This window comes from Williamsia sp. R60 (assembly GCF_054063855.1).
On sequence record NZ_JBSSGR010000001.1, the window covers coordinates 884,522 to 902,760 of the forward strand.

Annotated in this window: 21 protein-coding genes; 11 read left to right on the forward strand and 10 right to left on the reverse strand. The window is 65.5% G+C overall.

Features of this window, described 5'->3' with window-relative positions:
* Positions 1-82 precede the first annotated feature (82 nt).
* On the forward strand, positions 83-1,336 hold the full coding sequence (locus tag ACVWY6_RS03795; protein ID WP_457536240.1) for a fatty acid desaturase family protein: 1,254 nt from the start codon (positions 83-85) through the stop codon (positions 1,334-1,336).
* On the opposite strand, the gene rsgA is transcribed toward ACVWY6_RS03795, so the two are convergent.
* Positions 1,333-2,325 carry a ribosome small subunit-dependent GTPase A gene (gene rsgA, locus ACVWY6_RS03800; protein WP_023955884.1) on the reverse strand — a complete coding sequence of 331 codons (993 nt, stop codon included), beginning with the start codon at positions 2,323-2,325 and terminating at the stop codon, positions 1,333-1,335. The two genes, ACVWY6_RS03795 and rsgA, sit on opposite strands and share 4 nt — an antisense overlap.
* On the reverse strand, positions 2,322-3,584 hold the full coding sequence (gene aroA, locus ACVWY6_RS03805; RefSeq protein WP_457536243.1) for a 3-phosphoshikimate 1-carboxyvinyltransferase: 1,263 nt from the start codon (positions 3,582-3,584) through the stop codon (positions 2,322-2,324). The genes rsgA and aroA overlap by 4 nt, the downstream gene beginning before the upstream one ends.
* A gap of 133 nt (positions 3,585-3,717) precedes the next feature.
* Between aroA and ACVWY6_RS03810 the strand changes: the two genes are divergently transcribed.
* Positions 3,718-4,467: a hypothetical protein gene (locus tag ACVWY6_RS03810; RefSeq protein ID WP_400728328.1), complete on the forward strand. Its 750-nt coding sequence runs from the start codon at positions 3,718-3,720 to the stop codon at positions 4,465-4,467.
* A gap of 112 nt (positions 4,468-4,579) precedes the next feature.
* A complete protein-coding gene (locus ACVWY6_RS03815; protein WP_457536244.1) occupies positions 4,580-5,347 on the forward strand; it encodes an SOS response-associated peptidase in 768 nt (255 codons plus the stop codon).
* Between the two features lie 46 nt (positions 5,348-5,393).
* Here ACVWY6_RS03815 and ACVWY6_RS03820 read toward each other — a convergent pair whose 3' ends face one another.
* Positions 5,394-5,876 carry an aminoacyl-tRNA deacylase gene (locus tag ACVWY6_RS03820; RefSeq protein ID WP_457536246.1) on the reverse strand — a complete coding sequence of 161 codons (483 nt, stop codon included), beginning with the start codon at positions 5,874-5,876 and terminating at the stop codon, positions 5,394-5,396.
* Positions 5,877-6,115: 239 nt separating this feature from the next.
* Between ACVWY6_RS03820 and ACVWY6_RS03825 the strand changes: the two genes are divergently transcribed.
* Positions 6,116-6,775, forward strand: coding sequence for a sigma-70 family RNA polymerase sigma factor (locus ACVWY6_RS03825; RefSeq protein WP_165842425.1), 660 nt, complete (start codon positions 6,116-6,118; stop codon positions 6,773-6,775).
* A complete protein-coding gene (gene rsrA / locus ACVWY6_RS03830) occupies positions 6,772-7,095 on the forward strand; it encodes a mycothiol system anti-sigma-R factor (protein ID WP_023955878.1) in 324 nt (107 codons plus the stop codon). The genes ACVWY6_RS03825 and rsrA overlap by 4 nt, the downstream gene beginning before the upstream one ends.
* 128 nt (positions 7,096-7,223) lie before the next feature.
* On the opposite strand, the gene ACVWY6_RS03835 is transcribed toward rsrA, so the two are convergent.
* Positions 7,224-7,298: a 50S ribosomal protein bL37 gene (locus tag ACVWY6_RS03835; protein ID WP_369758845.1), complete on the reverse strand. Its 75-nt coding sequence runs from the start codon at positions 7,296-7,298 to the stop codon at positions 7,224-7,226.
* 115 nt (positions 7,299-7,413) lie between these two features.
* Between ACVWY6_RS03835 and ACVWY6_RS03840 the strand changes: the two genes are divergently transcribed.
* The gene (locus ACVWY6_RS03840; RefSeq protein WP_023955877.1) at positions 7,414-7,632 is read left to right on the forward strand and encodes a biotin/lipoyl-binding carrier protein; all 219 of its coding nucleotides are present in this window, start codon (positions 7,414-7,416) and stop codon (positions 7,630-7,632) included.
* A 79-nt stretch (positions 7,633-7,711) separates the two neighbouring features.
* Positions 7,712-9,217, forward strand: a complete 1,506-nt coding sequence (locus tag ACVWY6_RS03845) for a sensor histidine kinase (RefSeq protein WP_457536248.1) — start codon at positions 7,712-7,714, stop codon at positions 9,215-9,217.
* A 118-nt stretch (positions 9,218-9,335) separates the two neighbouring features.
* Here ACVWY6_RS03845 and ACVWY6_RS03850 read toward each other — a convergent pair whose 3' ends face one another.
* Together ACVWY6_RS03850 and ACVWY6_RS03855 are read right to left on the reverse strand one after the other, a co-directional pair.
* On the reverse strand, positions 9,336-9,590 hold the full coding sequence (locus ACVWY6_RS03850; RefSeq protein ID WP_023955875.1) for a WhiB family transcriptional regulator: 255 nt from the start codon (positions 9,588-9,590) through the stop codon (positions 9,336-9,338).
* Positions 9,591-9,881: 291 nt separating this feature from the next.
* Positions 9,882-10,850: a diacylglycerol/lipid kinase family protein gene (locus tag ACVWY6_RS03855; RefSeq protein WP_174548752.1), complete on the reverse strand. Its 969-nt coding sequence runs from the start codon at positions 10,848-10,850 to the stop codon at positions 9,882-9,884.
* Between the two features lie 95 nt (positions 10,851-10,945).
* Between ACVWY6_RS03855 and ACVWY6_RS03860 the strand changes: the two genes are divergently transcribed.
* The gene (locus ACVWY6_RS03860) at positions 10,946-11,431 is read left to right on the forward strand and encodes a hypothetical protein (protein WP_116915008.1); all 486 of its coding nucleotides are present in this window, start codon (positions 10,946-10,948) and stop codon (positions 11,429-11,431) included.
* Positions 11,432-11,501: 70 nt separating this feature from the next.
* Here ACVWY6_RS03860 and ACVWY6_RS03865 read toward each other — a convergent pair whose 3' ends face one another.
* Complete coding sequence (locus tag ACVWY6_RS03865) at positions 11,502-12,182, reverse strand: acid phosphatase (protein WP_457536251.1); 681 nt, start codon at positions 12,180-12,182, stop codon at positions 11,502-11,504.
* A 151-nt stretch (positions 12,183-12,333) separates the two neighbouring features.
* Between ACVWY6_RS03865 and ACVWY6_RS03870 the strand changes: the two genes are divergently transcribed.
* Positions 12,334-13,125, forward strand: a complete 792-nt coding sequence (locus ACVWY6_RS03870; protein WP_457536253.1) for a ParA family protein — start codon at positions 12,334-12,336, stop codon at positions 13,123-13,125.
* A 12-nt stretch (positions 13,126-13,137) separates the two neighbouring features.
* On the opposite strand, the gene ACVWY6_RS03875 is transcribed toward ACVWY6_RS03870, so the two are convergent.
* Together ACVWY6_RS03875 and ACVWY6_RS03880 are read right to left on the reverse strand one after the other, a co-directional pair.
* On the reverse strand, positions 13,138-14,367 hold the full coding sequence (locus ACVWY6_RS03875; RefSeq protein ID WP_457536255.1) for an Rv3212 family protein: 1,230 nt from the start codon (positions 14,365-14,367) through the stop codon (positions 13,138-13,140).
* Positions 14,368-14,373: 6 nt separating this feature from the next.
* Positions 14,374-16,056, reverse strand: coding sequence for a DEAD/DEAH box helicase (locus tag ACVWY6_RS03880; RefSeq protein WP_457536877.1), 1,683 nt, complete (start codon positions 16,054-16,056; stop codon positions 14,374-14,376).
* Between the two features lie 363 nt (positions 16,057-16,419).
* Between ACVWY6_RS03880 and ACVWY6_RS03885 the strand changes: the two genes are divergently transcribed.
* Together ACVWY6_RS03885 and ACVWY6_RS03890 are read left to right on the forward strand one after the other, a co-directional pair.
* Complete coding sequence (locus ACVWY6_RS03885) at positions 16,420-17,115, forward strand: ferritin-like fold-containing protein (RefSeq protein ID WP_023958852.1); 696 nt, start codon at positions 16,420-16,422, stop codon at positions 17,113-17,115.
* Between the two features lie 123 nt (positions 17,116-17,238).
* The gene (locus ACVWY6_RS03890) at positions 17,239-17,472 is read left to right on the forward strand and encodes a DUF3107 domain-containing protein (RefSeq protein WP_030164509.1); all 234 of its coding nucleotides are present in this window, start codon (positions 17,239-17,241) and stop codon (positions 17,470-17,472) included.
* A 20-nt stretch (positions 17,473-17,492) separates the two neighbouring features.
* On the opposite strand, the gene ACVWY6_RS03895 is transcribed toward ACVWY6_RS03890, so the two are convergent.
* Complete coding sequence (locus ACVWY6_RS03895; RefSeq protein ID WP_030164506.1) at positions 17,493-18,164, reverse strand: TetR/AcrR family transcriptional regulator; 672 nt, start codon at positions 18,162-18,164, stop codon at positions 17,493-17,495.
* Positions 18,165-18,239 lie beyond the last annotated feature (75 nt).

The following is an 18,239-nucleotide window of genomic DNA, read 5'->3' on the forward strand; positions in this document are numbered from 1 at the left end:
CCGGCGTGGACAATGGTGGAACACCACCAGTCCACGCCGGCTTCATCCGGTGGACAACGCCGACAAGGAGTTACAAGGCGCGATGGCAATCAATGACATCAACGCGTATGCGCATCTGACCGAAGCCGACGTCGAGGCCCTCGGCAACGAGCTCGATGCACTGCGACGCGAGATCGAATCCGACCGCGGCGAGCGCGATGCCAAGTATCTGCGGCGCACCATCGCCGCACAGCGATTCCTGGAGGTCGGCGGTCGGCTGACACTGCTGGGAAGCCGCAACCGGCTGCTGTGGCTCGGCGGAACGGCCATGCTCTCGGTCGCCAAGATCATCGAAAACATGGAACTCGGCCACAATGTCATGCACGGCCAATGGGATTGGATGAACGACCCGGAGGTGCACTCCACGTCGTGGGAGTGGGACATGGTGTGCGCTTCGACCCACTGGAAGCACTCGCACAACTACATCCATCACAAGTACACGAATGTGGTCGGCATGGATCACGACGTGGGCTACCGGGTGCTGCGGGTGACGCGCGACGAACCGTGGCAGTGGAAGCACCTGCCCCAACCGTTCATCAACTTGTTCCTCGCTGCCACCTTCGAGTGGGGAATCGGTCTGCACGACTTGGAGATCCGGGAGTACCTGGCGGGAAACAAGCCGAAAGAGATTGCGGTCCCGCAGATCAAGGACTTCTCGAAGAAGGTCGCCAAGCAGCTGGCCAAGGACTATGTGATCTTCCCGCTGCTCTCGGGCAAGGCTGCTCGTCGTACCCTCTCCGCCAATCTGACGGCCAACCTGGTTCGTAACTTCTGGGCGTACCTCGTCATCTTCTGTGGTCACTTCCCTGATGGCGCCGAGAAGTTCAACGAGGAAACGCTGATCGACGAGACGCACGGCCAGTGGTATCTGCGGCAGATGCTCGGCACCGCCAACTTCAATGCCGGCCCGGCGATGGCGTTCATGAGCGGCAACCTCTGCTACCAGATCGAACACCACCTCTTTCCTGATCTGCCGTCGAATCGCTACGCCGAGATCGGTGTCCGGATCCGCGAGCTGTGCGAGAAATACGACCTGCCGTACACCACGGGGTCGTTGCCGAACCAGTACTGGTTGACATTCCGGACCATCTGCAAGCTCGCGCTGCCCGACGGTCTGCTCGTCGACACCGCCGACGATGCGCCGGAAACCGCCTCGGAGAAGAAGTTCGCGGGTCTGCGTGGCGCCGCTGCGGTGAGTGGCCGACGGCTCGCCGCCGACAAGCGGGAGGGCCTCAAAACCGCTCTTGCCGAGGCGCGTTCACGGCGCAAGGTCCGCGCACAGCAGTTGCGCGCCTAGTCCCAGTGGTTGGCCACGCTCAGCGCGGCCAGTAGTTCGCGCACGGCCATGGCGCGACGATGGTGCTGGCCCTCGAGCGCGTCCAGAGCGCATTCGGGGTCCGCGGGCGGACCGAGGTGTGTGCAACCACGGGGGCAGGCCTCGATGGCGACGGCCAGGTCGTCGAAGGCCTTGATGACGTCCTCCGGGCCGATGTGGGCGAGCCCGAACGAGCGGATGCCGGGCGTGTCGACCACCCATCCGCCGCCGGGCAACGGCAGCACCACCGACTGTGTCGAGGTGTGCCGGCCCTTGCCCACGCCTGACACCACCGCGGTTGCACGGTAGGCGTCGGGAACGAGTCTGTTCACGAGCGTGGATTTGCCGACGCCGCTGTGCCCGATCAAGGCGGTCAGCTTGCCCTGCAACAGTTCCTGCGCGGGTTCGATGGGATCGTCCCGCCCGGCGATCAGAACCGGCAGGTCGAGGTCGGCGAACGCCGCCCGGAAGGATTCGGGGTCGGCCAGGTCCCCTTTGGTCAGGCACAGTATCGGAGTGAGGCCGCCGACATAGGCTGCGGCCAAGGCTCGTTCGACGAATCCGGTGCGTGGCGGTGGGTCGGCGAGGGCGGTGACGATCAGCAGTTGCTCGGCGTTGGCCACCACGATGCGCTCGTACGGGTCTGTGTCATCAGCCGTGCGCCGCAACACAGTTCGTCGCGGCGCCACCCGGACGATGCGCGCCAGGGTGTCCGCTTTACCGGAGAGGTCGCCCACCACCGAGACGTCGTCACCGACCACGATGGGGGTACGGCCGAGTTCGCGGGCGCGCATGCAGACAACTCTGGTGTCGGGGTCGTCGGCGAGTACGCATCCCCACCGTCCGCGATCGACGGAGACCACCATGGCCGTCTCGGCATCCTCGTGTGTCGGACGGGTTTTGGTGCGTGGCCGAGTGCCCCGGCCCGGGCGTACCCGGACATCGGTCTCGTCGTACTGCCGCTTACTCAAGCGTTGATCATCCTCGCCCACATCGCCGGGAAGTCGGGGAGTGTCTTGGCGGTGGTGCCGATGTCGTCGACCGAGACGCCCTCGGTGACCAGACCGACAAGAGCGCCTGCAGTGGCCATCCGATGATCGGCGTACGCACGCCAGGTCCCGCCGTGCAGGGTTCTGGGCTCGATGACAAGACCGTCCGGGGTTTCGCTGCACCGCCCACCCAGCCGGTTGATCTCGGCGGTCAACGCCGCGAGGCGGTCGGTCTCGTGGCCCCTCAGATGGGCGATTCCGGAGAGTGTCGAGGGTCCTTCCGCGAGTGCGCACAGTGCGGCGACGGTCGGGGTCAGTTCGCCGACGGCGCTCATGTCCCACGAGATTCCTTGCAGCGCAGTGGGTCCGGTGATCGAGAGAACGCCCTCCTCGTTCTGGCTGCGGCACCCCATCGCCTCGAGGATCTGGACGATCACCGCCCCTGGCTGGGTGGTCGTCACCGGCCACCGGGGAACCGAGATCGTGCCGCCGGTGGCTGCAGCGGCGGCAAGGAAGGCCGCGGCGTTCGACAGGTCGGGCTCGATCTGCCAATCGACGGCGCGGACCACGCCTGGCGCCACCTGCCAACGGTTCGCGGTCGAGACGTCCGCCGCGACACCGGCTGTGGTCAGCATGTCGATCGTCATCGTGATGTGGGGGGTCGACGGGACGGGGTCACCGACGTGGAGGATCGTGAGTCCGTTGTCGAAGCGGGCCGCACTGAGCAGCAGGCCCGAGACGAACTGCGATGAGGCCGACGCGTCGATGGTCACCTCGCCCCCGCGGACCGAACCGGTCCCGGTGATGGTGAACGGGAGGGAGTCGCCCGCGACCTGGACACCGATGTCGCGGAGTGCCCCGAGGATGGTGTGCAGCGGCCGGCTGCGGGCCTGTTCGTCACCGTCGAACTCCACGACGCCGTCCGCCTGGGCAGCCAGCGGCGGAACAAAACGCATGACCGTGCCGGCCAGCCCACAATCGACCTTTCCGCTGTGCATGGGCGCGGGGGTGATGGTGACGGTGGCGGGATCGTCGGGATCGATATCGACCCCGACGCCGAGCTCGGCCAGCGCATCGAGCATCAGGTCGCTGTCACGGCTGCGGAGTGTGCCGGTCAGTGTCGATGGACCGTCGGCCTGCGCCGCCAGCACCAGTGCCCGGTTGGTGATTGACTTGCTGCCGGGGAGGCTGACAACGGCGTCGACGGGCGCGGGAGCGTGGGGGGCGTTCCATGCATTCACCCAGACAGTCTTTCATGCCTTCGCAGCAGGTCCGATGGTCTGAGGCGGCCTCGGGGCGCCGTCGGGCGAGGGTGGTCTGCCGAATAGCTGACAAGACGGGAATTTGTGGCCGTTTGCCCGCTATGTTCTTTCCATGAACCTTCGCCCAACTCGCCCCGCCGCGCTCGTCGCACTATGTGCCGCAGCCGTTTTGACCCTCTCGGCGTGCTCCGACGACTCGTCGGACAGTGCGGATCCGTCCGCGAGCGCGCAAACGTCTTCGAGTTCGGAGCCCACGGCCGCCGAACTCGACGCCCGTGCCGAAGACCTGATGCTCCCCGAGTCGGAGTTCCCTGGCGGCGGCACGTATGTGGTCATGGACAAAGCCGCGATCGAAGCCGATAACGAGTCCGATCCCGAGGTCACGCCGACGGGCTGCGCGAACATCGCCGATGAGACCGACGCCAGCAAGCAATTCGACCGGGCGAAGGTCAAGTACGACCTCGAAGACGGCAGCACCATCGAAACCCAGGTGATCCTCGGCCAGGACGGTTCCTTCGAGGAACTGGAGAACGACATCGCGTCCTGTCCTGCGATGACCATGCGCGACGACCTCCCGGACGGTTCGCAGTTGGTCGCCGAGATGGAGAACTCGCTCGAAGACCCCCAGGGCACCACCGTCCCGGCGAAGACCGTCGTGAGCACCGGCACCGCAACCGTGGGTGCCGACACCTTGCCGCTGACCATCCGGTCAACCGGGGCCTACGTCGACGGCGTCACCGTGAGCGTCGACGTGACGCTCATCGGAGAGGACGCCGGCAGTTGGGGCAGCGCCGACGAGGCGGCAGTGGTGGACCTCCTCAACAAGCAGATCGCCATCGTCCAGGACGCAGCCAACGCCTGATACCGACCGAACCGGCGCCCTCTCGACCTGTCGAGGGGGCGCTGGTGTTCTTGTGTGCCGGAACATGCGTCAGTGCCGCGGTCGGCGCTCGCGCGGGGGGATAATGGACCGCATGTGTGGGCGATACGCCACGACGGCGAGTACATCAGATCTGGTTGCCGCATTCGACGCTGCTCTGGCCGCCGAGGACGCGGCCAAACTTGACACTCCGTCCTACAACGTGGCTCCGACGACGACGGTCCCGACCGTTCTCGAACGGGCCGAACGGTCCGAGTCCGATCAGTCCCTCCGACAATCGGAGTCGATCCATGCCAGCGAAGGCGACCCGGCCGTACAAAGGCAGTTGCGGGCACTTCGCTGGGGACTGGTGCCGAGTTGGGCCAAGGACCCGTCCATCGGCAATCGGATGATCAACGCGCGATCGGAGACGCTGACCGAGAAGCCCTCGTTCAAACGGGCCGCCGCGAAACGCCGCTGCATCTTGCCGGCGGCCGGCTTCTTCGAGTGGACCAAGGGGGAGGACGGCAAGAAGCTGCCGTTCTTCATGCACGACCCCGACACCCCCATCCTCGGTTTCGCGGGCCTTTACGAACTGTGGCCCGACCCGGGCAAGGCCAAGGATGATCCGGACCGCTGGTTGTGGACCACCACGGTGATCACCCGTCCCGCGGCGGATGCGCTGGGCCACATCCACGACCGCACGCCGGTCATTGTGACCCCGGACATGCGCGACGACTGGCTGGATTGCTCGAGCGGCAAGGTCGATGTGGCCCGAGACCTGCTGGCAGCCCTGCCCGAGCCGCATCTGGTGCCGTACCGGGTGTCCACCGACGTGAACAACGTCCGCAACAATCGCGCGGATCTGATCCAGCCGCTCTGAGGGTCCGCGCAGCACGGTTCCTAGCGCTTCGGCAATCCCGGCGCCTTCAGGAAGTGATGTCTGCGACGACGGCGTCGGTGACGGCGATCAGGTCGGCGGGGGACAGCTCGATCTCGAGGCCGCGTTTGCCCCCACTGCAGAACACCACGGGCCACAGCTCGGCAGTCTCGTCGACGACGGTGGGCAGCGGCCTGCGCTGACCGATCGGTGACACCCCGCCCAGGACGTAGCCGGTGACCCGCATGACGTCCTTCGGCTCGGCCATCGCTGCTTTGCCGCCCAGCCCCAAGGCGGCAGCGGCGGCCTTGAGCGAGAGCCGCGTGGGAACGGGGATGACCGCCACGGCCAGCGTGCCGGCCACATCGAACACCAGCGTCTTGAATATCTGGTCGGGTTCGGCGCCCACCGCGTCGGTCATGAACGAGACGGCCTCAGGACCCCAGGCCCCGTCCGAACTCGCCGAATATGTGTGAACGCGGTGGTCGATGCCTGCGGTCTGCAGGGCCAGCAATGCCGAAGTCGCTGCCATGGGGATCCATTGTCCTGCCCGAGATGGGTGTTCGGTCCGGCCACCCCGTTGCCGTGACGAGAGTGCCCCGAGATCCAGTGATAAAGCCCAGGGTGGGCGAAACCTGACGTCTTCCGGAACAAGGTGCGCGGTGATGGTGTTCTTTACTGCGAAGGAGGTGTGGTGTGCACAGCAACTCAGCAGATACCGGGTCGGTAGGCTTGCTCGACAGACCTGATTTTCCCGCAGGTCTCGAAGGGATTGTCGTGACCGAAGCCGAAACACCGGAAGAGCACCCAGAGACCCCGGAAGAGCAGTACGCGCGATTCGAGCGCGACGCTCTGCCGTTGCTCGATCAGATGTACGGGGCCGCGCTGCGGATGACCCGTAATCCGGCCGATGCCGAAGATCTGGTGCAGGAGACGTATGTGAAGGCGTTCACCGCGTTCAAGTCGTTCCGCGCGGGGACCAACCTGAAGGCCTGGCTGTACCGGATTCTCACCAACACGTACATCAACGGCTATCGCAAGAAGCAGCGACAGCCCGCGCAGTATCCGACCGACGAGATCACCGACTGGCAGCTGGCGGCCACCGCCGAGCACACGTCGGCCGGTCTGCGGTCGGCCGAGATCGAGGCGCTCGACGCCCTCCCGGACGACGACATCAAGGCAGCTCTGCAGGAGTTGCCCGAGGACTTCCGGATGGCCGTGTACTACGCGGACGTCGAAGGCCTGCCCTACAAGGAGATCGCCGAGATCATGGACACCCCGATCGGGACCGTGATGTCGCGATTGCACCGGGGCCGTAAGCAATTGCGCGACCTGCTCGGCGACGTCGCTCGCGAGCGAGGATTCAACAGAGGAACTGGCGGCCGATCGGCCGGTGGCCGCAAGGGTCACGAACAGGAGGTTGCCGGATGAGTACCGGGAATGCAGGCGATGGAGTGGGACACGACGCGCGTGCCGACGAGGCCATCGACGAAAACGACCGGCTCGACTGTTCGGCGGTGATCGCCGATGTCTGGCTGCTGCTCGACAACGAGTGCGACCAGAACGCGCGGGCGCGGCTGCAGACGCACATCGATTCGTGCGCGCCATGCCTCGAGCACTACGGGATCGAGAAGCAGCTCAAGAGTCTGGTGAGCCGCAAATGCGGTGGGGATCAGGCGCCAGAAGGCCTGCGCGAACGCCTGACCCTGGAGATCCGCAAGACAGTCATCGTCCGCGAGACCCGCGGGTAGTTCCGCCACACACGAGCCCCCAAGCAAACGATCCACTTATCTGAAGACAGTCCGCTGTGCAAGCGGATCGTCCTCGGATAAGTGGATCGATTGTTGTTTCGGGCACTCTTCGATGAAGCGCCCAACGCTCAGGCGTTGGGGCGCTTACCGTGGTTGGCCGCGTTCTTCTTGCGGGCCCGCTTCTTACGTCCACGTTTTCCCATGACAGTCTCCTTTCGACAGCGCTCCATTGTGACACGAAGGGGGTCGCCGCCGAGAATCGCGGACGGTCTTCGTGCGATAGGTTGATACCGCAGAACATCAACTTGGGAGGACGGCATGGCAGAAGAGGTCGTGGCAGAGATTGTGGCGAGCGTTCTCGAAGTGGTCGTCACCCCTGGTCAGGTGGTGGAAGCCGGTGACACCATCGTCCTCCTGGAGTCGATGAAGATGGAGATCCCGGTACTCGCCGAAGAGGCGGGCACGGTGACCGAGGTCAAGGTCAATGTCGGCGACGTGATTCAGGCCGGGCACCTCATCGCGGTCATCGACAACTGACCGCCGAGCTCGCGGTCGTGATGTCGACCAACGCTGACGCGCGCGCCGCTCACACTCCGAACAAGCGGGGTCCGTCCTGATGTCGACGCTGTCCGAGCTGCTCGCCGAACACACCGAGCTCTCCGGCGCCGCAGGTGGCCATCTCCAGCGTGTGGTCGCCGAGTGGCAGTTGCTGGCCGACCTGTCGTTCGCCGACCTTCAGATGTGGGTGCATTCTCAGCGGGCCCACGACACCTCAGACGACGGTACGTCCGGCAACACCACCCATATGGTCTGTGTCGCCCAGTGCCGTCCCAACACGGCGCCCACCGTCTTTCCGTCCGACGTGGTCGGTACATCGATCACCGTCGACGAGAATCCTCAGGTGTTCGGTGCACTGGTCAGTGGCCGTATCTTGCGTGAAGAAGATCCGACGTGGGTGGGATCGGTGGCGATCCGGCGTGAAGCGGTGCCCGTCAGGTTCGAGGGATCAGTTGTCGGAGTGCTCGCCCGGGCCATCAATCTGACGCAGCCGAGGCTGCCGTCACCGCTGGAACTCTCCTACCAGGACTGCGCAAATGACTTGTGCCAGATGGTGTCTGAAGGCACGTTCCCGCAAAATGAAGGCAACCCGCGGGGGCTGTCCACCCCTCGTGCCGGCGACGGTTTCATTCGCGTCGACGAACACTGCGCCGTGCAGTACGCCAGTCCCAACGCACTGTCCGCGTATCACCGGATGGGGTGGACGTCCGAGCTCGGCGGCAACAACCTCGCCGATGTGACCGTGTCACTGCTGACCGATCCGTTCGAATCCGAAGAAGCCGCCGCGATGTTGCGCGCCGCCGCCGAAGGGCACGCCGGCATGCGGATCGAGGCAGACGCGCACCGTGCCACGGTGCTAATGCGCGCCGTCCCACTCCGGCCCCGGGGCGAACTGGTCGGCGCCGTGATCCTCGTGCGCGACGTCACCGAGGTCAAACGCCGGGACCTGGCCTTGATCAGTAAAGACGCGACCATCCGCGAGATCCACCACCGAGTGAAGAACAACCTCCAAAGTGTGTCGGCACTGCTGCGTCTGCAGGCCCGCCGTACCCCCAACGAAGAGGCCCGGCAAGCGCTCGGCGAGGCCGTGCGCCGGGTCGCCTCGATCGCGCTGGTTCACGAATTGCTCTCGGGCAGCGTGGATGAGGAGGTTGATCTCGACGTCGCCATCGACCAGCTCGTCCCGGTGATGGCGGATGTGGCGTCCGGCGGCAGTGACGTTGTCGTGCGCCGGGTCGGAAAGATCGGTGTGGTGAAGAGTGACCTCGCGATGCCGATGGTGATGGTGCTCACCGAGCTGATCCAGAATGCGGTCGAGCACGGATTCGAGCCCGAACAATCGGGCCTGGTCTTGATCGAGACCTCCCGCACCACCCGCGAACTCGTGATCACGGTGCACGACAACGGGATCGGGTTGCCGCCGGACTTCGATCCGCAGAAGTCCGACCGGCTGGGGCTGCAGATCGTGCACACGCTGGTGCAGATCGAGCTGTCCGGCACGTTGGAGCTGCGCAGCGGAACCGATGGTGGTACCGATGCCGTGCTCACCGTTCCGTTGCGCTGAAAAGCGCTGACGCTCTTTACCTTTGAGCCTGAAACAACACAAACCCGGTGGCTGGTGTGCCACCGGGTTGGGTTGTCTGTTGTCGGGTGATCAATGGGCTGTGATCACCCAGGTCGGGCTATACGGAACTGCGTGTACGACTGCGTGCGTTGCGCCGCTTGAGCGCACGCCGCTCGTCTTCGCTCATTCCGCCCCAAACGCCTGCGTCCTGTCCGGACTCCAATGCCCAAGTGAGGCAATCAGCTGTAACCGGGCAGCGGTTGCAGACGAGCTTCGCATCAGCAATCTGCGCGATGGCCGGGCCACTGTTTCCCACCGGGAAGAACAGCTCCGGGTCCTCGTCGCGACAAATTGCGTTGTGACGCCAGTCCATCCCTCTGCTCCTTCAGGCGCTTCTTCGCGCCGCTCGTAACCGTCAGTTCATGCGTGCGTAGTTATTGTTTCCGCACTGTTGCTTGTGAATACTTTCACGAATCCAGATGAAGTCAATGGTGTTGCGTTAACACGTGTGCAATATCACTGTGTAGGGGGTGCCTTCATTGGTCCACCTCCCGTTGTACTACTGTGCAGACGGTTTTGCCTGTGATTTATCAGGCAAACATGGTGTGACCTCGGACTCTTTACAGATGTCCAACGATCAGCTAACACGCGGACGAGAGGCACATCACTCGGGCGGAGCGACCACTTCCAACGCGCCGGGCCTGCAGCCGAACGTCAGGGCGGTACGCGTCCCCAGGTATTCGCCGTCCATCTGCATGTCTATCGGTGCAGTACTGCTGACCACCACGGACGGGACGTCGTCAGCTCTGAGCAGGTGGCGTGCGCTCGGCTGCGCCGTGCGCGAGAGCAGCTGGCGGGCGAGCGGCAGGTTGCGTAGCGGACTCATCGATCTCGACGCGAACACGCCCAGTTGCCCATCGAAGCTGGTGTCCGGATTGGTCTCGATGGGCCGCGCGCCCAGATAGGTCCAGGGCCGGGAGTTGGAGACGAACAGATAGTGGACGCCGTCTACAGGTTCGGCATCGGGAAGGGTGACGGTCAGGGTCGGCTGCTGGCCCGCGGCCCCGATGAAAGTACGTACTGCGGTCCACAGATATCTCGTGGCGGAGGCCCGGTGACCGGCCACGCGCTGTTCGTCGATCGACTTCACCACCTGGGCGTCGAGTCCCAGGCCCGCGTTGAACAGAAACCAGCGGTCATCGGTGTGGCCGAGACTGACCCGGCGCCGTGCCCCGCCGGCGAGCAGGTCCACGAGTTGCCCGGTGGCCTTGAGCGGATCGGGGTCGATACCCAACGCCCTGGCGAAAACGTTTGCGCTGCCTCCCGGCACCACCGCCACGGCAGGTGAGGGCAGGCCGCTCGACTGAGCTGATCCGGGTGGGTCGATGACGCCGTTGACCACCTCGTTCACGCTGCCGTCGCCGCCGTGGACCACAACGACGTCGTAACCCTCGAGCCGAGCCTTCGACGCCAGTTCGCCGGCATGTCCTCGGTGGGTGGTGTGTTCGACGGTGATCTCGACAAATGGGGTCCGGTGGTCCCCGGGCCGGCGCAGTGACGCAGTCAGGGTGCCCACCAGCGCATCCCGCCCCGCCTCGGTGGTCGAGGTGGCGAAGGGGTTGACGATCAGCATCGCGCGCACGAGAAGTGAGCCTAGCGGGATGTGTGGATCAACCGCCGACGCGATCCTCCACCGTCCGGCCGATCGCGGACCACTAGGCTGGTCCGGTGCCGGACTCAACTCCTCCGATCAACGTTCGCCGGGCAGGCGCCATCGTGGCGCTCGAGGGCGCCGCCTTCATCGTCTATGCGATTGTCGCCGTTGTCCGCGGCCTGATGGGCCACGAAGAGGAGGCGATCAGTGGGTACGGCACCGCAGCGTGGTTCGCAATCCTCGGCGGCGGCATCTTCGCAGGCGGGCTCGCGCTGCTGATGGGCCGGCGATGGGGGAGGGCGATCGCCGTCATCGCACAGGTCCTACTGCTGCCGTTCGCCTTTGCGCTGATCACCGACAGCGACCTGCCGGTTCTCGGTACGCCGATCCTGATCGCTCTGGTGGCGGCACTGGTATTCCTCTTCAGTCCGTCGTCGATGACGTGGTTCGCTGCCGCATACGCGATCGACGGTCCGGACGACGGCGCGGAAGATGCTGTGGCAGACAAAGAGTCGGCGCCAAAACGCGCGCAGTCACGCAAGAAGAAGCGTCGCCGGTAGCGGCGCCGCGCTCGGTCCCTCCCCGAGATCGATATCGGGGTGGCGGTTGGTCAGGACACGCCCGGGCCGGTCACGTGACGGTTCGCACATGGGCCGGGCGGCCGGCATCCACGTAATCGGCGCTGCGATAGCCGGTGATCCCGAGCGACTGGATCTGATGGGTCTCGCCGTCGAAGCCGAGAACCGCCAGCGATGCGGGCAGCATCGCAAAATGAGCGCCGAATCGGACCGGTGCGCCGATCCACCGTGCGAGCAACGACCGCGAGAAGTGTCCGTGGCCGATGACCACCACCGATCGATCGCGTAGGTACTGCACGAGATCGGCGATCACACCGTCCATACGGTCACTCATCTGCTGCGGTGACTCACCATCAGGTCCGCCGCGATTCCATACCGTCCAACCCGGGTCGGTCTCGCGGATCTCCGGTGTGGTGAGTCCTTCGTATCGGCCGTAGTCCCACTCGGCGAACTCCTCGCCCGTACGGGTGATGGTCAATCCTGCCAATTCGGCGGTGTGGCGGGCGCGCAGCCTCGGCGACGACAGCACCAGCGGATCGGTCAAGAGCAGCTCATCGAGTGGCGCCCGCAGGCTCTGGGCCTGCTGTTCACCGAGCTCTGTCAGAGCGATATCGCTCGACCCGGTGTGCTTTCCCGCCTTCGACCACTCCGTCTCACCGTGGCGGATGAGGATGAGGCGATGGATTGCCGAAACCGCAGCGTTCTCTGCGGACAAATTGCTCGGTGGGCGCATAGGGTCAAGGGAACACAGGCTGCGACGGCACCGCAAGCCATCTTCTGTTCCTGACCGGCGGACAGAACATGTAATTGTGGGCGCTGTCGGAGACAGAGCAGGACGAAGCTCGATCAGCTCTTCCAAATGCGTGGCCGGAGGGAGTCAAGCAATGAGCAAGGTACTTGCCGTGGCGAATCAAAAGGGTGGCGTCGCCAAGACGACAACCGTGATCTCGCTGGGGGCGGCGCTGGCGGGGATGGATGTGTCGGTCTTGGTCGTGGACCTCGATCCTCAAGGCAGCCTTACGTTTTCGTTGGGTCACGACCCTGACAAGTTGCCCATTTCGGTGCACGACGTGCTGCTCGGCGAAGCTGAGATCGCCGACGTACTGCTCGACACCGAAGACAAGATGACGTTGCTGCCGGCGACCATCGACCTCGCCGGCGCCGAGGCCCTGTTGCTGATGCGGCCGGGGCGCGAGTACGCGCTCAAGCGGGTGCTGGCAAAGGTGGCCGACGACTATGACGTGATCATCATCGACTGCCCGCCGTCCCTCGGCGTGCTCACCTTGAACGGACTCACCGCGGCGGACGAGGTGATCGTGCCCCTACAGTGCGAGACGCTTGCGCATCGGGGTGTCGGTCAGCTGCTGCGCACGGTCACCGAGATCCAGCAAATCACGAACCCTGATCTTGCGCTGCTCGGCGCGTTGCCGACCCTGTACGACGCTCGCACCACCCACAGTCGCGATGTGCTCGCCGACGTCTCCGATCGGTACGACCTCCCCGTGCTGGCTCCCGCGATCCCGCGCACGGTGCGCTTTGCCGAGGCGTCGGCGACCGGGGTCAGTGTGCTCGGGGGTCGCAAGAACAAGGGGTCGGAGGCCTACCGGGAACTCGCGGAGAACCTGTGGAAGCACTGGCAGGTGGGAGCCGACCTGGTGACGATCGACGCGGAGTGATCTCCACTCGGCCTAGGCCGCGGAGGGTTTCAGTACCGAGATCGTCGGTCCCCATTGCTGGACGACGTTGTCGCCGATCAGGCCGAGTGTGATGATGCCGCCGCCGTAGCCGCTGCGCTGCACCGGGATCGACCGAATCGGCCTGCCGTCGACGATGTTGTGTTCGCTGATGCCCGACGCACTGGGCAGCAGCAGAGAACCTGCCATCACCACGCCGGGCCCCAGTGTCGCAGGTACCTGGAACCGGGCTTGCAACGTGCTCGCGTCCAGGACCAGCGTGGCCTCGCCGGTCCAGAAGGTGATGAGCCCGCCGCTACTGACCGGCTTGCTCTCGACACCCACCGCACGCCCCAGCAGGGTGGTGCGGCCCCGCAGGGTGCCGTCGAGTGCGTAGGTCTCGAGCATGGGGCTCGGCGACGAGACGTACACGGCCACGCCGTTCGCACCGACCGCCACCACGCGGGGTGGTGAACCGAGATCAGCGGTGATCAACGTCGACCCCTGCTCGTCCAGCTTCTCGTCTTTGTCCAGCGTCGCACCGAGAACCGTCAATCGGTACCCGGGTTCGATCCCGCACCGCTCGACGACTGCCACACGGCCGGAACCGATTGCGCTGGAGAGCAACTCGCAGCCGGACCGCGGTTGTGCGCCTGGGTTCACGGGTGCGTCCACGCGACCGTATTCGATGGTGCGCACCAGATCGCTGCGCCACGTCTCCAACCGGGTGTCGCCCTGTGCCAGGAAATAGTCCTTCTCGACGCTGAAGTCGAGAGTGCTGTCGGCGTCGCTACTACGGGACGCCGCGCGCTGTCCGGTGGCGGAGTAGAGAGCTGTCACCTCGCTGCAACCGCGGGCATTGCGATAGACCGCGATGACGTAGTCGCGTCCCGAGCCGGGCCAGCCGGCAACCCCGCACAGCGGGAGGTCACGGCGATAGGACCAGAGTTCACGTCCCGTCGACGGGTCGTGTCCGATGACGGTCCCACCGTCGCCGGTGACCACCACCGGGCCGATCACAACGGGCACTGTGGTCGCGTTGCTGGCAGCGCGCCAGGCCTCGGTGAGACCCGACGGCACCGACGATGCCGAGGTCGGAAGAGGTGCGGAGTTCTGAGCGGGGTCCGAGCTGGTCCCGCGCACGGCGCTGGTGGACCAGATGGCAACGCCTGCAACGACGATCACCACAACGATGACCGCGGCCACCGCGAGATCGACCCGTGTTCGCCGCTCAGGCTTTGGCACCGTCAGTTACTCCGAGGTGCTGCTCACGGTCTCGCCGCTACCTTCGGCGCCGCCCGAGGTCTGCCCGCCACGGCGACGTCGACGACGCCGCGGACGGTCGCCGCCCTCGGTGCCCGGTCCGGACGTCTCCGACGGTGCGGTCGAGGCGGCCGAACCGGTGCTCGCGGACTCGGTGGTGGTGGTCGCCTCGCCGGCCACGCCGGCGCCTTCGCCCGGTGTGCCGCCGCGGGTGCGACGACGCTGACGAGACGGGCGCTGGCCCCCCTCGCGCTGGCCGGAGTCGCGGCCTGCGGTTTCTCGGCTTCCGGATTCGCGGCGACCCGACCCCGAGGAACGTCCACCCGAGCGGGGTTCACGTTCTTTGCGGTCTTCGCGTGCCGCGCCGCCCGATCCGATCCGGCCGTTGGCCGTCTCCGGGATGTTGAGGTCGGAACGCAGATGCGGTGAGCTGGAATAGGTTTCGGCGGGCTCGTCCTTGGCCAGGTCGAGCGCCTTGCTGATCATCTCCCAGCGGTGCAGCTCGTCCCAGTCGACCAGCGTCACGGCGATACCGGTCCGTCCGGCGCGCCCCGTGCGGCCGATGCGGTGCACGTAGGTCTTCTCGTCGTCGGGGCACTGGTAGTTGATGACGTGGGTGACGTCGTCGATGTCGATTCCTCGGGCGGCGACATCGGTGGCCACGAGTACGTTGATGCGACCCTCGCGGAAGGCAGTCAGGGCCTTCTCGCGCGCGACCTGTCCGAGGTCTCCGTGTACGGCACCGACGGCGAACCCGCGCTCGGCGAGGTCATCGGCGACCTTCTGGGCTGTGCGCTTGGTCCGGGTGAAAACCATTGTGGCGCCGCGACCCTCGGCTTGAAGGATGCGGGCGACGAGCTCGGCCTTGTCGAGGGCGTGCGCGCGGTACACGTACTGTGTGGTGCGCTCGTGGATCGCCGAATCGTTGGCGTGCTCGGCGCGGATGTGCGTCGGCTTGGTCAAGAATGTGCGGGCCAGGGTCACGATCGGCCCGGGCATCGTGGCCGAGAAGAGCATGGTCTGACGGGCATCCGGCAGCGAGCTCATGATTCGTTCGATGTCGGGGAGGAATCCCAGGTCGAGCATCTCGTCGGCCTCGTCGAGAACCAGAACCTGCACCTTGCCCAAGATCAAGTGGCCCTGGCGGGCGAGGTCGAGCAGACGCCCGGGAGTACCCACCACCACGTCGATGCCGATCTTCAGCTCGCTGATCTGATGCTCGAACGGCCGGCCGCCGAAGATCGAAAGCAGGCGGATGGGCCGGTTCTGTCCGTCCGCGGTGTCGACGTGCAGGCCCTTGGCCGCCACCTCGAGGTCGTCGGTCACCTGGATGCACAGCTCGCGCGTGGGCACGATGATCAGTGCGCGGGGAGTGCCATCGAGCTTGCGGATGCCGGGTTCGCCGGCGTCCGCAGTGGCCTGTGACACCCGCTGCAACAGGGGGACGCCGAAGCCGAGGGTCTTGCCCATGCCGGTCCGTGCCTGGCCGATGAGATCGTCGCCCGCCATGGCCAGGGGAAGCGTGAGCTCCTGGATCGCGAAGGTGTTCGTGATGCCGTCGGCGGCGAGGGCGTCGACGATCTCCTGCCGGACGCCGAGCTCGGCGAAGGTGGGGGAGACGTGGTCCTCGGCGACGATGACGTGCTCTTCGGCCTCGACGACGTCGTCCAGGGAGACTGCAGTCTCGGTGTTCGTATCTGAGGTGTGATTGTCGGTGTTCAGTTGATTGCCTTCCGCAAAGTGCTTTCCCGCGCGCACTGCAAGAATCAACCAACAGGTCAGCTCTGGATCCTCGATCTGCCGAGGACTCGCATGACCGGTATCGGGCGAATCGGGCCGATTTTGTTCAATCGGGCTGCCGTCGGTGCGCGCACAATGTCCGTGTGAGCCAGCTAAGGCGCTTGGCTTACTCCTCGCAGTGTACGTGTCCTCGGCATATTGCCAACATCGAGTCGGCGACCCGCCGGATGTCCATCCGGCCTGCGCGCGTGCTCAGTCGTCGCGGACGGTGAGCTGCTGACTACACTGGAGACCATGTCGTCTGGTTCACAAACCGAACCGCCGGTGTCGGATGTCGCCACCTCGGTCCCCTTCGATCACCCTGGAATCACCGAACTCTTCGGGGTCCTGGCGTGCGGTGAACTGGCCGCGTTCTACCGCCTGACCTCCGAGGCCGTGATGGCCCCGGGAATCCGGGGACGCGTGGCGATGGCCAGCATGGCCGCCGCGGAGATGGCCCACTTCGAGATCCTGCAGGACGAACTGCGTGCGCGCGGGGTGGACGTGTACGACGCGATCGAGAAGTACGAGGCCGTACTCGAGCGCTACCACGCGTCGACCGTGCCGAGCAGTTGGCAGGAGTCGCTGGTCAAGGCCTACGTCGGCGATGGCCTGGCCGCGGATTTCTATCTCGAGATCGCCGGCACCCTGCCGCCTGAGGCCGAGGCCGTGGTCCGCAAGGTGATGTCGGAGACGGGGCACTCGGACTTCGCCGCCACCGCCGTCCGTGACGCGGTCGCCGCAGACCCCGACCTGAAGTCGCCCCTCACCCTCTGGGGACGTCGGCTTCTCGGCGAGGCGATCACCCAGACGCAGTACGTGCTCGCCGGCCAGGAGGAATTGACCGAGCTGCTGTTCTCGGTCCAGTCCGATCTGAACCGGATCGTGACGTTCTTCGATTCCATCCAAGAGCGGCACGCTCGCCGGATGGCCGATATGGGCCTGGGCTGAGCCGCCGCCTCCGGGCTGGCGTCGTCGGCACTCGTGAGTGCGACTAGCCTTGGAACGAGAGTCGGGACCTGTTCACCGAGCTCGACCTGTGAGATCCAATCGTGAAGACCTGTGGAGGATTCTGTGGCCGTTGATGTGAAGATCGGGATCACCGACAGTGCACGCGAGATCGTGGTGCACACCGATCAGAGCAGTGATGACGCCCATGCCGCGGTGGAGTCCGCGCTGGCCGGCGGCGATCAGTTGCTGCGTCTGCAGGACGACAAGGGCGCACGTTTCCTGATCCCGGTCACCAAGATCGCCTACGTCGAGGTCGGCATCTCCGATGCACGCAAGGTCGGTTTCGGCGCCATCTGACGCTCGGCAGACGGGCCGGGCTAGTTCTCTAGGATGCCGGAGGACTGCTGAAGCGGCACTCGGGACAGCCCGCCCCAGAGCATGGTCACCGTGATGTCCACGGCCTCTTCCTTGGTCACCGGACGCTTGGCGTCCAGCCAGTGCCGGGCGTTGACCTGGCTGGTCCCCACAAGTCCGGCCGCCAGCATCCTCGACCGGTGCGGATCGAGCCCCGAGTCGTGCATCACCAGTCCGTAGACGGCGTCGACGCACGCTTCGGTTGCGCCTTCGACACGCCTGATCGCGGCAGGATCGAGAGCGTCCGAGCGGAAGATGAGCCGGTATCCCTGGCTGTCCTCGTCGATGAAATCGAAGAACGCCTGCACTGCGGCACGCACCCGATGACGGTTGTCGGTGGAACTGAGCAGGGCCCCGGTGACACGGTTCACCATCGACTCGGCGTGGGAATCGAGTACCGCGAGGTACAGGTCGAGCTTGCTCGGAAAGTGTTGATAGAGAACAGGTTTGCTGACCCCGGCGTGTACTGCGATCTCGTCCATCCCCGCCGAGTGGTAGCCGCGTTCGACGAAGATCTCGCTGGCGGCGTCCAGCAGTTGTAGTCGCCGCGCGCTGCGCGGCATCCGGACGCTTCGACGTCCGCCACCGGCGGTGGTCGAGTTCGTTCCGGTGCCTGCGGCAGCCGATTCAGTCATGGTCGCCAGGGTATATCCGCCCGCGATGTGCGCCACCGGTGGTTGCCTACAGATGAATCGTGGATGCCTGTGAGA